Annotated in this window: 13 protein-coding genes and 1 pseudogene; 4 read left to right on the top strand and 10 right to left on the bottom strand. The window is 36.4% G+C overall.

What is annotated here, in order from left to right; translation table 11 throughout:
• Positions 1 to 40: 40 nt before the first annotated feature.
• From I3B46_RS18590 to I3B46_RS18580, 3 genes are all read right to left on the bottom strand, one after another.
• Positions 41 to 724, bottom strand: coding sequence for a hypothetical protein (locus I3B46_RS18590; RefSeq protein WP_121875317.1), 684 nt, complete (start codon positions 722 to 724; stop codon positions 41 to 43).
• Positions 725 to 841: 117 nt separating this feature from the next.
• Complete coding sequence (locus I3B46_RS18585) at positions 842 to 1,558, bottom strand: fimbrial protein (RefSeq protein ID WP_163762180.1); 717 nt, start codon at positions 1,556 to 1,558, stop codon at positions 842 to 844.
• Between the two features lie 70 nt (positions 1,559 to 1,628).
• Positions 1,629 to 2,255, bottom strand: coding sequence for a fimbrial protein (locus I3B46_RS18580; protein ID WP_163762179.1), 627 nt, complete (start codon positions 2,253 to 2,255; stop codon positions 1,629 to 1,631).
• A gap of 585 nt (positions 2,256 to 2,840) precedes the next feature.
• Between I3B46_RS18580 and I3B46_RS18575 the strand changes: the two genes are divergently transcribed.
• Positions 2,841 to 3,545 carry an IS6 family transposase gene (locus tag I3B46_RS18575; protein WP_121875320.1) on the top strand — a complete coding sequence of 235 codons (705 nt, stop codon included), beginning with the start codon at positions 2,841 to 2,843 and terminating at the stop codon, positions 3,543 to 3,545.
• 136 nt (positions 3,546 to 3,681) lie between these two features.
• On the opposite strand, the gene I3B46_RS18570 is transcribed toward I3B46_RS18575, so the two are convergent.
• The gene (locus tag I3B46_RS18570; protein ID WP_163762178.1) at positions 3,682 to 4,035 is read right to left on the bottom strand and encodes a ribonuclease G; all 354 of its coding nucleotides are present in this window, start codon (positions 4,033 to 4,035) and stop codon (positions 3,682 to 3,684) included.
• Positions 4,036 to 4,970: 935 nt separating this feature from the next.
• Here I3B46_RS18570 and I3B46_RS18565 point away from each other — a divergent pair.
• Together I3B46_RS18565 and I3B46_RS18560 are read left to right on the top strand one after the other, a co-directional pair.
• Positions 4,971 to 5,597: a recombinase family protein gene (locus I3B46_RS18565; protein ID WP_163762177.1), complete on the top strand. Its 627-nt coding sequence runs from the start codon at positions 4,971 to 4,973 to the stop codon at positions 5,595 to 5,597.
• 99 nt (positions 5,598 to 5,696) lie between these two features.
• Complete coding sequence (locus tag I3B46_RS18560; RefSeq protein ID WP_163761883.1) at positions 5,697 to 5,837, top strand: hypothetical protein; 141 nt, start codon at positions 5,697 to 5,699, stop codon at positions 5,835 to 5,837.
• A gap of 139 nt (positions 5,838 to 5,976) precedes the next feature.
• Here the strand turns inward: I3B46_RS18560 and I3B46_RS18555 are convergent, their stop codons facing one another.
• The 5 genes from I3B46_RS18555 to I3B46_RS18535 all read right to left on the bottom strand — a co-directional run bounded on the left by I3B46_RS18555 (position 5,977) and on the right by I3B46_RS18535 (position 11,490).
• On the bottom strand, positions 5,977 to 7,215 hold the full coding sequence (locus tag I3B46_RS18555) for a hypothetical protein (protein WP_196993111.1): 1,239 nt from the start codon (positions 7,213 to 7,215) through the stop codon (positions 5,977 to 5,979).
• The gene (locus I3B46_RS18550) at positions 7,215 to 9,620 is read right to left on the bottom strand and encodes a TcfC E-set like domain-containing protein (protein WP_163761885.1); all 2,406 of its coding nucleotides are present in this window, start codon (positions 9,618 to 9,620) and stop codon (positions 7,215 to 7,217) included. Before I3B46_RS18550 ends, I3B46_RS18555 begins: the two co-directional genes overlap by 1 nt.
• A gap of 76 nt (positions 9,621 to 9,696) precedes the next feature.
• Complete coding sequence (locus I3B46_RS18545; protein ID WP_163761886.1) at positions 9,697 to 10,218, bottom strand: CS1 type fimbrial major subunit; 522 nt, start codon at positions 10,216 to 10,218, stop codon at positions 9,697 to 9,699.
• Positions 10,219 to 10,317: 99 nt separating this feature from the next.
• The gene (locus I3B46_RS18540; protein WP_163761887.1) at positions 10,318 to 11,064 is read right to left on the bottom strand and encodes a hypothetical protein; all 747 of its coding nucleotides are present in this window, start codon (positions 11,062 to 11,064) and stop codon (positions 10,318 to 10,320) included.
• Between the two features lie 123 nt (positions 11,065 to 11,187).
• Positions 11,188 to 11,490 (bottom strand): helix-turn-helix domain-containing protein, encoded by a 303-nt coding sequence (locus I3B46_RS18535; protein WP_163762230.1) that lies wholly within the window; start codon positions 11,488 to 11,490, stop codon positions 11,188 to 11,190.
• A gap of 695 nt (positions 11,491 to 12,185) precedes the next feature.
• Here I3B46_RS18535 and I3B46_RS18530 point away from each other — a divergent pair.
• Positions 12,186 to 12,415: pseudogene (locus tag I3B46_RS18530) on the top strand (PAAR domain-containing protein).
• 343 nt (positions 12,416 to 12,758) lie between these two features.
• Here I3B46_RS18530 and I3B46_RS18525 read toward each other — a convergent pair.
• Positions 12,759 to 13,343 carry an antirestriction protein ArdA gene (locus I3B46_RS18525; protein WP_163762176.1) on the bottom strand — a complete coding sequence of 195 codons (585 nt, stop codon included), beginning with the start codon at positions 13,341 to 13,343 and terminating at the stop codon, positions 12,759 to 12,761.
• Between the last annotated feature and the right edge of the window lie 265 nt (positions 13,344 to 13,608).

The following is a 13,608-nucleotide window of genomic DNA, read 5'->3' as shown; positions in this document are numbered from 1 at the left end:
ACCCAGAGTATTATCTCTTTCTTGTTTATTTTATGAATGTTTAGATGCTAAACGGGAAACGTAGCACTAACTCGCCATTCAAGTTTGCGCCATCGACTAACGGGCCATGAGTTTCTTTTAAGCTGCTCAGCGTGGGTAATACCGTCATGTTTACCGAAAACTGTTGTCCGCTTGCGGGTGAGCCCCCCTCTTTAGCCCAACCTTGGTAGCCGCTAGATTGCAAAAAAAGTGATGACTGTAGTGTTCCGACTGCATTTTCATCCGCAGTGTGATAGAGCTGAACTGCATCACTCCCAATTTTAGCCTCGTCCAGCTTGACTTGGTAATACCCTAACGAGCCCTGACCATTGACGTGACCTAACCCAAAATGGGTGGGGTCAGCATCGGTTACACTTGACGCTTGCGTATCACTAACGACCTCCATCGTCATCTGACTGACCGGCACTGAGCAAATAATTTGAAGGGTTTGGGTCATCGGAGGTAATGTCTTTTTTTGTGTCGGATGAAACAGTGCCGCCGATAATTGAGTATAAGGATAACTCACTTCGGTTATGGATAGAGAACATGAGTCAGTCGAGTGCGGTTCAACGAACAACTCCTGTGCGACAAGGCCTTGAAGCAAGGGTTGCGTATTGGCAGATATTGATAGCCAGAGGCTTCCAATCCAAATAATCGCGACGGACAATGTTGTTTTATTTCGGAGTTTTTGGCTGCGACTTGTCATTCTGTTCTATTATTCATCATCAGTAAATAAGCATTAAACTATAATTCTATATCAGCACGCGACCTTAAAAACAGACTAGGTAGAGTGCCGATATTGGAATTTAAATCATAGGTGGTATTAAACGCCGAAGTTAAACGTCAGAACCGCTTCACCGATAAAATCCACGCCGTTCGCGATATCAATACCCCGCTGAGTCAATTGGTTTTTTGACAAAATAAAGGTTTGATTCGTGGTTGTGTCTTGACCTTGCCTGAAGCTTGTTTCAAAAACCTTGCCCGCGACTAATTTGAGCTCCGCTTTGTTTACCCCAGTTTGTTGCTCAGAAGTCCAACCATTCGTTGTGCCTGAATAAAGGGCGTTACGATAATTAGTAGCTCCTATGATGGCTGCATCATTAGCGCGGGATATATAGGCGGTACTTCCATCAACGGAGACATTATCCCAAACAAAAAAAGTGGCGCCCAGCGCCTTATCAGCATTGAGTTTATCCACTAAATGAAACCAAGTGTTACCTGTGTTTTCGCTGACATTCAACTCCGTATTTTGGTACGTGTCTGTGGCCACAAAGGTTAAATAGGTGTTAGCGTCACACTCGATGACGACCGTATTGGTTGCCAGGCTTGCCGGATACCGATAGACCGAGGATGTGGGGATTAACGAAGGGCTGATGCGCCCATAATCAAAAATGATATCGGATTGTGTGGCGCCATTAACCGTACACGTCGGTGGCTTAATTTCCCCGGCGACCTTTAGGTTTCCTACGGGTGCTGTAAACGCCGTGTTGCATAAGAATGCAGCGCTCATCGCAGTCAGGATAGAAAGTGTTTTGACCATAACGTTTTTTTCCTTTCAATCGCTCCATAAAAAAGGGGCTTTCCCCTCTTAATTTATGCTTAATGGAGAATTACAAGCCAAAAGTAAAGGCGAGTACCGCGTGACCATTCAGTGTGGCATCACCGTCCGTGTTTTTCATTTCGCTGTTAATGGTTGGTTTAACAGCGAAGTCAGCAGCAAAGATTTGTCCAGCCGCAGGTGTATTAGCGGCAGTGCCCCAACCCATTTTTTTCGTTTTATCGACAACCCCCGTTGCTGCATATGCAGTACCATTCAAAACACCCACGCTTTTTGCAGCTGATTCTGTATCAGCTTTCACGGTGGCATTTTGCATTGTGATGGTGAAAAAACCGACTTTTTGCTCTTCGGTACCATATACCCCTAAACCAAAATTAGTGTTACCCGCGGTTAACGCAGTTCCTTCACGGCTATCAGATGCATCAAATGTCAGGTATGTTGTGGCATCACAAATCACTTCAATTGGTTGGGTTTTTGGCTCTAACACTAAATTGCCTGATGTCGGGAAAATGCCTGGTGTAATATCAAATTGATACAATACATCGGCTTCTTCTTCCCCATTAACGGTACAAGTAGGCGGCGCAATGGAGCCTGTCACTTTTAAGTTAGCAACTGGCGCAGAGAATGCTGCGCTGGATAAGGTGATTAATGATAATGCCAGTAATGATTTTTTAAACATGATTAATTCCTAAGGTAATATCGACAATATATAAACCCGCCTGAATAAGAAGCGTATTATTCATAAAGGATATCGATTTTATTTAAATTCAAATGGGGTGTTTATTTTACAAAAATAAACATATGTCTCATCCTTGAAATAAAACAAAGAAAAATGAAGGTTTATTCTTTTTTACTTTAGCCGTTATTTAATTATGCAGCCTGACTCTCCTTGGTGTTGATGTATTGTAATTTTAAATGAATTGATTTTGCAAATATGATAAAAACGAAAGGCGTAAATGTGATTAGGTGGTTACAATTAGTAATAAATAAAACGATTAATAAATCAATGAGATAAAATTTCTTGTTGAATTATTCTTTATGGATATCTGATTTTGATAAGATTTCTTGGTGTTTTAATTTGCCTTTATATTTAAATTTGAAATAAAAAACCACTTTTTTACAAAAGTCACACAAATAATGTCACTAAAGTAATAATCTGCAACAAAAACCTCAATAGAACTCAAATTAAGTGTTTTTTGGCACTGTTGCAAAGTTTAAGTAGCCGGTATGCTAAATTAACTATTTCATTAATGAGGTCCGTTTGGTGAATGCATTTAAAGGTCGTCATTTCACTGGTATTATCATTCTTTGGGCTGTACGTTGGTACTGCAAATACGGTATCAGTTACCGAGAACTTCAGGAAATGTTGGCTGAGCGCGGTGTAAATGTAGATCACACGACAATCTATCGCTGGGTTCAACGTTATGCACCAGAAATAGAAAAGCGGTTACGTTGGTATTGGTGTAATCCCTCCGACCTCAACAATTGGCATTTAGACGAAACTTATATCAAAGTGAATGGGAAATGGACGTACCTTTACCGAGCTGTCGATAGCCGAGGGTACACCATTGAATTTTATCTCTCGCCTCGTCGTAATACCAAGGCAGCTTATCGATTTTTAAGAAAAATATTCAATCGCGTTAAAAAATGGCAAATCCCCAGGGTTATCAATACAGATAAAGCCGCATCTTATGGCCGAGCGCTTAACCTTCTCAAAGAAGAAGGAAAATGCCCTACACATGTAGAACATCGACAAATCAAATTTCACAATAATGTCATTGAATGTGATCATGGAAAATTGAAGCGCGTGATAAATCCCACCTTAGGGTTTAAATCAATTAAAACAGCACATGCGACCATTAAAGGAATTGAGGTGATGCGTGCGCTTCGCAAAGGTCAAGCAGAACATTTTTACTATGGCCAACCGTTAGGAGAAGTGCGCCTCGTGAATAGAGTATTCGGACTTTAATCCACTTTGAGCGGAAAAGCTCAGCTTCACGATTCTATTTGCAACAGAGCCAACAAATATCAGCAAGCCTCTTTGTCATTATAAAAAATAAGCCCCTCAGTTTGAGGGGCTATGATTATCAATTTACGTTGCCGGATTAGTAGTGGCTTTGTGAGGCTGCACCTGCAATTACAGCCATCATAGTAGAGAAAAAGAATAGGAAAAAGATAGCCATAAAAATGATGGATACAACAAAATAAATTAGCCCAGCTCGATTCCATGTTTCTTGCACTTTCATGAAGGTATCAACGGATTCATAGTCTCCGTTTTTCCAAGCCCATTCATTACCTTTAAAACCACATACAAAAATCCAAACAAAATTAAACACCGGAATTAAAGCAAGCAAAGGAAGATAGGATTTATTACCAAATCCCCAGATAATATTAAAAACAAAAGCACCCCAATTCCAGCGCTTGATTTCTTGAGGGACAGCCTTATTTGAGTATGACATCCAGACACCTTATATATTTTATTAAATTAATCTTAAGTAAATTTCGGGTGGCATCATACATGAAAACCAACATAAGTTAAATTAACGAAAGCCCCTAAAAAGAAGGGGCTTTGTTAAGTGTGGTCGATATGTGGACATGGAAAGAAATAAATCCTTTTATTTCAATTTGATATAGTGATTATTTGAGCCAGCGTTAAGCTGGATTGCTACAATGATGGGGTTCTACGCCGGAATCCCAGAAAATTCCGTCACTAAAGCTAAAGACCTACTGATTTGCATGACTTTGAATAAATCACGGGTTATGTGACGTGATTTGGTGTCAGATTAGTCGTTTTAGTGATCGTCACTCAACCGGTCGTTTACGTGACGGTGCCCGTGATTACTGACTTCGGAAAAAACTAGGTTTCCGGCGTAGAACCCCATTATCTGAGCGACAGCCATTCATGGCTTGTAAGCGAAGGCTTTATTGGGTTTATCTCTTCAGACCCCTGAGAGACACGAATCCTAGGCTACAGACCCGCAAGGTGTCCCGGCACCAGATCCTGAGCACACTGCAATTTTCAAAATCCTACAGAAATACACCAGTGTAGGGCTTACCAGGCCTGAAGGAGCCCCACATATGTGGCATGCAGCCATTGAAAGTAAATCTGTTAGTCTTACAGCTCTTGGTGAGCATTACAGGCAATTAGCAGCAAAAGACCTCATATAAAATAACTTGCTCCACTAACAGGCGAACAGTATTTTCGCCTGTTAGCTTCTAACCATTCGGGTAACGGAAAAATCTGGGGGTCCGGCGTAGACCCCCTATAGGCTATATTGCTTAGACAAAGTGATAATCATTTAACGGTCGTTAATAGCTATATCTTTTCAACACCACCCAGTTCTGGTACTGTTTAACCTGTTAATTACCACTTAAATAGAACTGGTTCTCTATAATGACCTCAACAGTACCAAATCGCTTTGTTAGGGCTTACCTTCGAGCATCAACATCAGAACAAGATGCAACTCGTGCTCAAAACTCAATGGAAGCATTCGCTAAAGAACGAGGGCTGACTATTTGTAATTACTACATTGAAAATGAATCAGGTTCACGTTTAGATCGCCCAGAGTTGTTTCGGCTTCTTAAGGATTGTCAAACTCAAGATATTTTATTAATTGAAGATGTTGACCGGCTCTCTAGGTTAACTATGGATGATTGGAATAAATTGAAAAAAATGATCCACCAAAAAGATATCCGTGTCATGGCTATTAATGTACCGACAACTTGGCTATCTGCAAATATGAATGATTTTGATAGTCGACTGTTTGCCGCTATTAACGATATGTTACTTGATATGTTAGCCGCAGTTGCACGACGTGATTATGAGCAACGTCGTGAAAGACAAAAACAGGGAATAGAAAAAGCTAAAAAAGAAGGAAAATATAAAGGCCGTCAGGTAAATCAAAATCGATATGATGCAATCAACCGTTTACTAGATAGCGGCCACTCATGGAGCCAAGTTCAAAAAGTTTTAGGCTGTAGCAGAGGTACTATAAGTCGAGCAATTAAACAGCCTATTTAAAGAAAGTAAAAATTGAATTTATAATGAGCATAGACGTATGCCAATACATTAAATTTGTATAATCATCATTTAGGTATTTTAAAAAGAAAGGGGTTTAAAATGAGTATTTTTAGTAAAATCAAAAAAATAGAAAACAAACATAGTATAAAAATACACGAAGGCGAAAATTTTAAGCAAGCGTTGTACAATGGACATATAAGTGATACTGATGATCATATAATCAATATAAAAAAGCGTTAATCACATTGATATAGATACTGTAATTATATATTTTAGAGCGTTGTATGTTTTCCCTATAGATTTTTTCGATAAAATATAAAAAATGGTCACTTTATAAAATAATATAAAGTGACCATCTGTTCAAAATAAAAAAATATCTTTATATCCCATAAATATTGGGATCGAAAATAACAGTAACAACCCCTCGATATGTATCAGGTCGAGTCATTAACATTGTATCGACATTTCGCTGATTAATTAAAAAATCAATACTACCGTTACGATTACTCCCTATATGTTGTGATATAAAGATATTCGAATTATCTTTTTGAATAGACATAGGAGCATGAATCACACGATTATTTGTTTGTTGGCTAATAATATTATCAGGCAATGTTAAATAAGATTGAATAGGTACAAGCTGTTCATTTTTATCACTTTTCAATGCACAATTCTCACCTATCTCATACTCACATTGCAAATAAACAGTAAAAGCGCCACTAGAGGATAATTGAAAATTACTTTTAGCTGTCATTTCAGGTGTGATCCTACTAACCATCCAACGCTCCCAGTTATTTCTTCCTTGCTCTTGTGTACATACTTTACCATTTTTGCAGGGTTCCAATGCTAGAATACGATCATCAGGAGATGTTTTGACAATTAAGTCATGATTAACTATGAGTCTAAGATTAATATCAACAATTCTATCACTGGCCAGATAATTATCACCAAAATCAAAATCACCACCGGGTCCAACGCTAAAAGAAATTTTACCGTCATATATACCAGAACCAACAGTTAAAAGAGAATCTTTGGCTTTTAATGAATAGCCGATGCTCATCTGGTAAAAGAGTGCTGGTTCATCTCTGTCTATTGTGCTAATTTTATAACATGGATTAGTATTATCGAGAGTTTTCCACATAAACTCATAACCAACCGAACCACCATAACCAACTCCGCCATACCCACACCCCTTTCCATCAGGAGTATACACAAAGGAACCACCAATCCAATCTTGTTGTCCTATGTTACGTTCATATCGCGCAGCAAAATTTGTTATTCTAAATTTGACATCAAACGGTTCTCCAGTACTATGATTTCTAACAGTAATAATTTTCTCTGTTTTTGGAAAATTAAAGTATGCTCCTTGCCGTGGTTCATTGTTCGCCTTTATCGGGTACGAAATTTTTGTAGATAACGGTAAATTAATACTGACTTCTGAAGGGCATTGTTGTGGCAATGTAACACAGTATCCCTCCTGAGGGGTCATATTAGTAAATACAACAGTATCATTGTTAATGCTCGGCTCAATTTTTGCGATTAAGTCAATAGTTGCGGACGGAGCAATAAAGCTGCTTATCAACAAAAATAGTCCTAGTATATAATAAGGATAATGCATTATGCTCCTCCAATAGGTTGACAATGAATAGTCGAATAAAACTGAACATTATTAGACGGTTCCTCAGGAAGAGTGCAAGATAATGTAGGTGATAAATCCTTATCTAACACCGTTAGTGTTTTATTATTTTCTCCCATTTCCAATGTTAGAACTCCATCTGCATTAATTACACCACGCGCTATATCACTATCGACTTGGCGATGTTTTAATATTTGACCATGGCTATCTTGTAAAACACCGATGAGTACTGTTGCTTTAACTGCTTTTAATTTTAAATACTTCACACTACCTCGATTCATTTGTACATATTCACTACTAGGAAAAACCTTCGCATTACTATTTCCTGCACTATAAAACTGAATACTTTCTTTTTTCCATAAGGCTGCGGGTATAACATTTCTCCCTGGATATAATTTGGTATCAGTGAGACTATCTGATGCCATTATATTTAAACTGGGATTATCAGACTCTAAGTCAACAATAAATGCAGAATCCATTCCCACGCCATTAGAACCGCTATCTATAGCAATTTTACCGCCTCCAAAAGCAAGAGTCTGGCTTAAGTTAATCCCAGATGTAGTACTATGTTCTTGTATATTATGCTGAGTATAAAAGTCACTACTAAGAGAACGAGTTTCTATCGCACCATTCCCATTAATTGATACGCGCCCTGCATTTTCAGAAACCCCCGCCCCCAACCATTTAAAATTGTTGTTATCTTGTGGCTTCCATTGATAATCTAGGCTTGAATAATTATTTTTATCGTTCATTCCAATATTCATAGATAAGATCTGTGATTCTCGAGGAGCTAAAGAAAAACTTACCCCTATCGTGATGCCTTGCTCTCTTTTCTCTTGATTAAAACCAGGTCTATCATAAGCACTCAACCGAAAACTCACATTTCTATCTGCTAAGGTTGTATTTTTATTTATTGCAGCATCAATACCAAATCCTTCTCTTGAAGAGCTTTTTGTATACTGTCCATTTAATGTCAATGAACTTGACCATGGTAATTTAGTATATAAGGAAGTCCCCCATGTATTGCCAACGTAACGATCAGATCTGAACTGATTGTTTGAATCATTAGATGTATGTCGCCAAAAAGAACTCATCGAACCTCCTGCGAACAGATTTCGATAATAACGAAGATCTATACTTTGATTCTTTTGACGTTCGCCATCTCTGATAATATATTGACCATAAAAACTATTATTTGGCGATATATTGATATCGGTCCGAGCACTAATTTGGTTTTCAAGTTTTGTTTTTTGTATACTACTACCTAGTACAACTCTAGGAGTTAAAAGATAATCAACTGCCCCTCCCCCCATAATAGAAGAATCATTATCTTGCTTTTTATGATCACCAAATGTTAGGTCCTGCTTTATTCCTCCCCATACATTAACTCGCCACTTTTGAGTTGGATTTCGCCAACCTAATGGTTTGTATATCTGTGATAGTTGTGTATCTACAATTTTCCCATTTTCCAAAATATTAATCGTGATGTCATAAATGCCGCTAGGCAAACGTCGAGTATCTAATGCTTGAACTCCCGATTGAAGCTGCTGTGAATAAATAAGCTTGCCATCACGCCAAATTTCAGCAACAGCAGGGTTTGCTGCCGTAACATAAATAGGAGACGCACTAACGCTTTCCTCATTTACAAGTAAAGTATTTGATGTTCCCCACATAACTCCCGTAACAGAACCAGTGCTAAATCCATTTGTTTCTACATTTCCTTTATCACTATCAGGAGAAAATAGCCCAAATCTAAAAAAATCACCTTGTAACTCTTTTTGAGTATAAAGCTCATAGATATTAGTTTCTTGAGATTGATTTCTTTGACTTGAACTATACGTTTGGAATGATACTTTCTGTGTCCAACCTAATAAAGATGAAACAACAGAAGAATTCAAATTCCATGCATGAGAATCACCTGTTGAAACAGCAGATACATTATTATGCATAATAACGCCATTTGATACAGTTTGAGGTAACGAGATATAAGCATTGTTAGTCTTTTGTATCTCATATTTTGATGTATATAACTTTAACGCAGATGTATCTAAACGATAATCTGCCGACATTAATCCATTTGGACAATTTTTATTGCACTCACCTAAAGATATACCTTTAGTTAAGGCTATTTTCCATTCATCTTTAACAGCTTGGTCGAAAGAGTTTTCCTCATCAAAAATTTGAATAAGACTGATCTCTCCATCTTCGTTAAGCAAAAATGAACCATCAAATAATGGTAGGTCATTAAGATAAACTTGAACCATAACTTCAGAGTTATAAAAATAATTTCTAAAGTCATTAGGTATTTTTATAGAATTATTCGCTAAAAGAATGTCTGAACCAATAGCAATACTAGGAATAAGAAGTAAAGGGAGTAATACTTTCATCAGGGAATTATCCGTACATGCCTGCCATATAAATGGCAGGCATTATTAAATAAAAAGCATCAGTTGATTTTAAAAATTAATTATCTGATGGCGGTGTGACAACTAAAGCGGGTTCAAAGACCATAGAAACTTGCCCTGTAAATGAACCTGCTTCCGTTAACTCCTTATTCTCTTTTTGAGTAATACGAAGGTCAGTACGACCACCTGCTTTTGCTTGATCTGCAGCAACAACAAGAGCGGCTTCATTACTTAATTTAACACCATTAAATGTCACAGCTAATGGAATAGTCTCTGACCCATTAGATAAAAGAGGATCACCCTTTGCATCTGTATTAGTTAATGTTGCCTGAATACCACCAGATGTATTTTTGTATTGAAATTGCTTTGAAAAAGCTTGCAATTTCTTGGTACCTAAATCATAAACCATTTCTTGAGTTTGATTAATCCAACCACTCTCAACAGGGATAACCTGAAAAGTCTCAGCTGGGATTGTCGCTGATAATTCAATCGTATAGCTTTGCTCATCGGCTGCATTTGCAAACATAGAAGCAAAAGTAGCACCAGATAACAAAGTAACCATTAATGATTTTTTTAACATTTAAATAACCTCATATAAAATATAAACAACATATAAACAACATATAAACAACATTATAACTAAATTATAAATTTCAAAGATTAAACCTATTTGATGATATTAATAATTTAGTAATTTCTTTTTACTACCTTCAACTAAGGTAAAACTAATCTTACTTTCTGATTTATTTTCTAAATTGAAGGTTTTTCCAGGTAAAATGAATTGTCGAGTTGATATATCACAATCAATAGAATTCAAGTTACAATACCGAATATCTTCTAAAACAATAGTAGCATTACCATCATTTATCACTTTAATATGACCATTACTTTTATTAATAACAGTATTAAAAATAGGATCTCTGGGCTGAACTATCACAATACTTCCATAGCCTGTTAAAACATTTACTCCAACATCTAATGCTTCTTTTTTATATTTTTCAATTGCATCTTTATTCATTTCAAACCCATCATTTTCCTGAGGAAGGACAGGAGTAAATCGAACTCTAAAATAGCGTTCTTTTTCTCTTTCTCCAGGCCAAATCATTCTAACAGATTGAAATCCAGATGGAGGTATAATCAATCTTAAAGGAGATACAATTAATCTATCTTTTTCTAATTTATTTCCATTAATCGTTTTTTGTGATGATTCAATAGAAATTCCTTTATCTCCAGGTGTAATTTCAAGAACATCAACCCTAACAAATGCAGTAGATGTTCCTGTATTATAAACTCGCTTAGTTATATTTTTAGAATCAGGATTAAATATATCATACATACTACCAATACCAATGGAAGGTGAGGCACATACTGATGTTGTTATGCTCATTAATAACAATGTTAGAATAAAGTGAATACGCTTAAGCATACATAATCCAATTTTTATGTAATAAAAAATAAAACTTTAATTAAAAATCAACATAAATAGCCAATCTAATTCATCTTAAAACTTAAAATAATCCCAGAAAAATAGATTAATGTAAAATGCAGGCTAGTTTTTTTGCGTTAATTCAGTACTGAATTGTTGTAAACTTTGATATTCAATTAAAACTTCACCGGAATCTTCATAAAATACTTCAATAATTAAATCAAGTAACGTTTTATCAATCTCATTTAATAATTGCAGAATGATGTCGATTGAAAATGTTGCTTGTCCTCGTTCTAGTCGAGAGATGTGTTGCTGGGAAAGACCTAATTTTTGACCTAGTTTTTCCCCCGATATACCTAGTAATCTTCTATGTTTTCGAAAAAATGCACCTATGCGAACATTTATATTTAATATGTTGTATCTCATTAACATGATTCACTTGTTTTATTGAAGTAAAATATGGTTAATATCAAAACTATTGGTGCTAAAGACTAAGGTAAATTAAGAGGAGAGGGAAATAGTTTAAGACGATCAATTTTGCTGTTTGTGATAGTTCATGGCTATTGATTTGATTTATATTGATCGTTATTGCCAATGATTTTTGATTTTATGTGTATTACTTTATGATTTTAAATAGATTTTTTATAAGATGTTAAGTTTCTTGGGAAATGATAACGTGAGTTACCAGATTGCGATTGAAATATTAACACACATTCTGAAACTAAATTTGACATATTACGCATTGCTGTTGTTTTTGTCGTTCGATATTAGGGTAAAAATTGGTGATTGAGTATGCGTGATGAATATTGATTTTCAGTGAAATGAACAGAGGACATCAATAAACTGTCAAAAAGACATATACATTTTGTATCAAGTGATATGATGGGCGCCCCCATAATGATTTAATATTTAAATCTTATTGCGTTAAGTTTTTTCAGAGCATAAAGTACCCAAACATGTTACTGAAATAATTTCTAAAGATTGTGAACTTGAGGATGTGCTAGATCTTGGATTTAATTTGATATCCATTTAAATATCAATGACTTGTTTTATTAGGCCGTTCTTGAAATAGCTAAGTTAGAAAAATTTGAATATTCAAATATCAGATAAATGGTGCAATGATGCGAAGTATCGTAAACGGTAGAAAATCATTTTAAAAAATGATACTACGAATACTGGAGGTAGTGCACTTACAGCTTCTTCTCTAGCCAAACAAATCCAAGGAGTCGCCTGTGTGGGCGACTCGGTTTATTGCCCTTCATGTAAAAAAATAGATATTATCGTTGAAGGTGATAGTTTGATGAAAATTAATGGTATCCCTGTCACATTAGAAGTGAAGTGGCATAGTTAATTTGGCCACCTGACTAGAGGTGATATTCTTGCCTCAATAACATCACAGGTGAGCACATGGTTAAGCAATATTCAGCAGAGTTTAAACTCGAAGCCGCTAAAATGGTGGTTGCTTCTACTAGTGCATTTGTCATCACAGGAAGATAAGTATCCATTTAATGGTTTGCATTAAATAAAAAAAGAACACCATAATAGCCATCTTTACGGATGTCCGTAAAGATGGCTTAAAATAGAGTTTAGTTTGATTAACGTTCTAGCTTATGGATGTTATTGGGGTACCACAGCATTCTTTATTTTCCGCCTTAAGAGATGAAAGCGGTTTGACTCTCATTCTGTTATCCTATCTACCCACCCGTATGATAAACATATCCTCCACTGTGAAAAATCCCCCCTTGTTCAAGACAAACATCACGTCCATAGCGTTCATAGTCAAAGTAATGGGATAAATGACCCAGTTGCGCTAAATCATAACAACCACTTTCTTCTATCCAGTAATAACCTAAATCATATTCATTATTGACCCCCGCTAATTGCAGGAAAGAATCTAAATTATCCGCTAAATGAATTAAATCATGGATTGAACTCGTTGAAGAACCGATTTCAATTGCTGCCTGATAACGGTCAATTTCATCAGGCGATAACATGGCTAATCGCGAGGCTAACTCGTTCAACTCATCTAAAAGACTGTATTCTGAAATGTAAGAAGAAAGGCCATCAATGGAGGATTCATAGTCGGTCAAGAAATACTCTTCATAGTGAATACCATCAATGCCAATCCGCATTAAACAGTGTTCTATTTCTTTTGAGGTTGCCGGAAGCTCAAGCCACTCACCAACCAGCACTCCTTCGTTATATTTTCCTAAATTTGTGATAAAAACAGAAATCATCCCCGATTTTAGGCATGGGGAAGCCGTCGCAGTTATACGCATATTCGTGTCCTATTATTGATGTATTGAGTTTAATTAATGGCGATATTTTGATAAAGGGAGCTATTTCCCTTTAGAAGATGATATTGATATAAAAAGCCAATCAGCTGAAAAACAGGCAACTCGCTTTAAAAATGATTAATGACGGTTTAGAGCAGGATAATGAGTTGCCTTACAATCCCGATAACATGTTATGCTTTCTATCATGATCTCAATTTGCGTGGGTTAAAACGAAAAAAGCCCCTGTCCAATTGTCCAATAAACTAGG

The organism is Providencia sp. 2.29 (genome assembly GCF_015832305.1).
Lineage (GTDB): Bacteria > Pseudomonadota > Gammaproteobacteria > Enterobacterales > Enterobacteriaceae > Providencia > Providencia stuartii.
The sequence above is the reverse complement of the archived record's forward strand: the minus strand, read 5'-3'. Positions and strand labels throughout refer to the sequence as shown.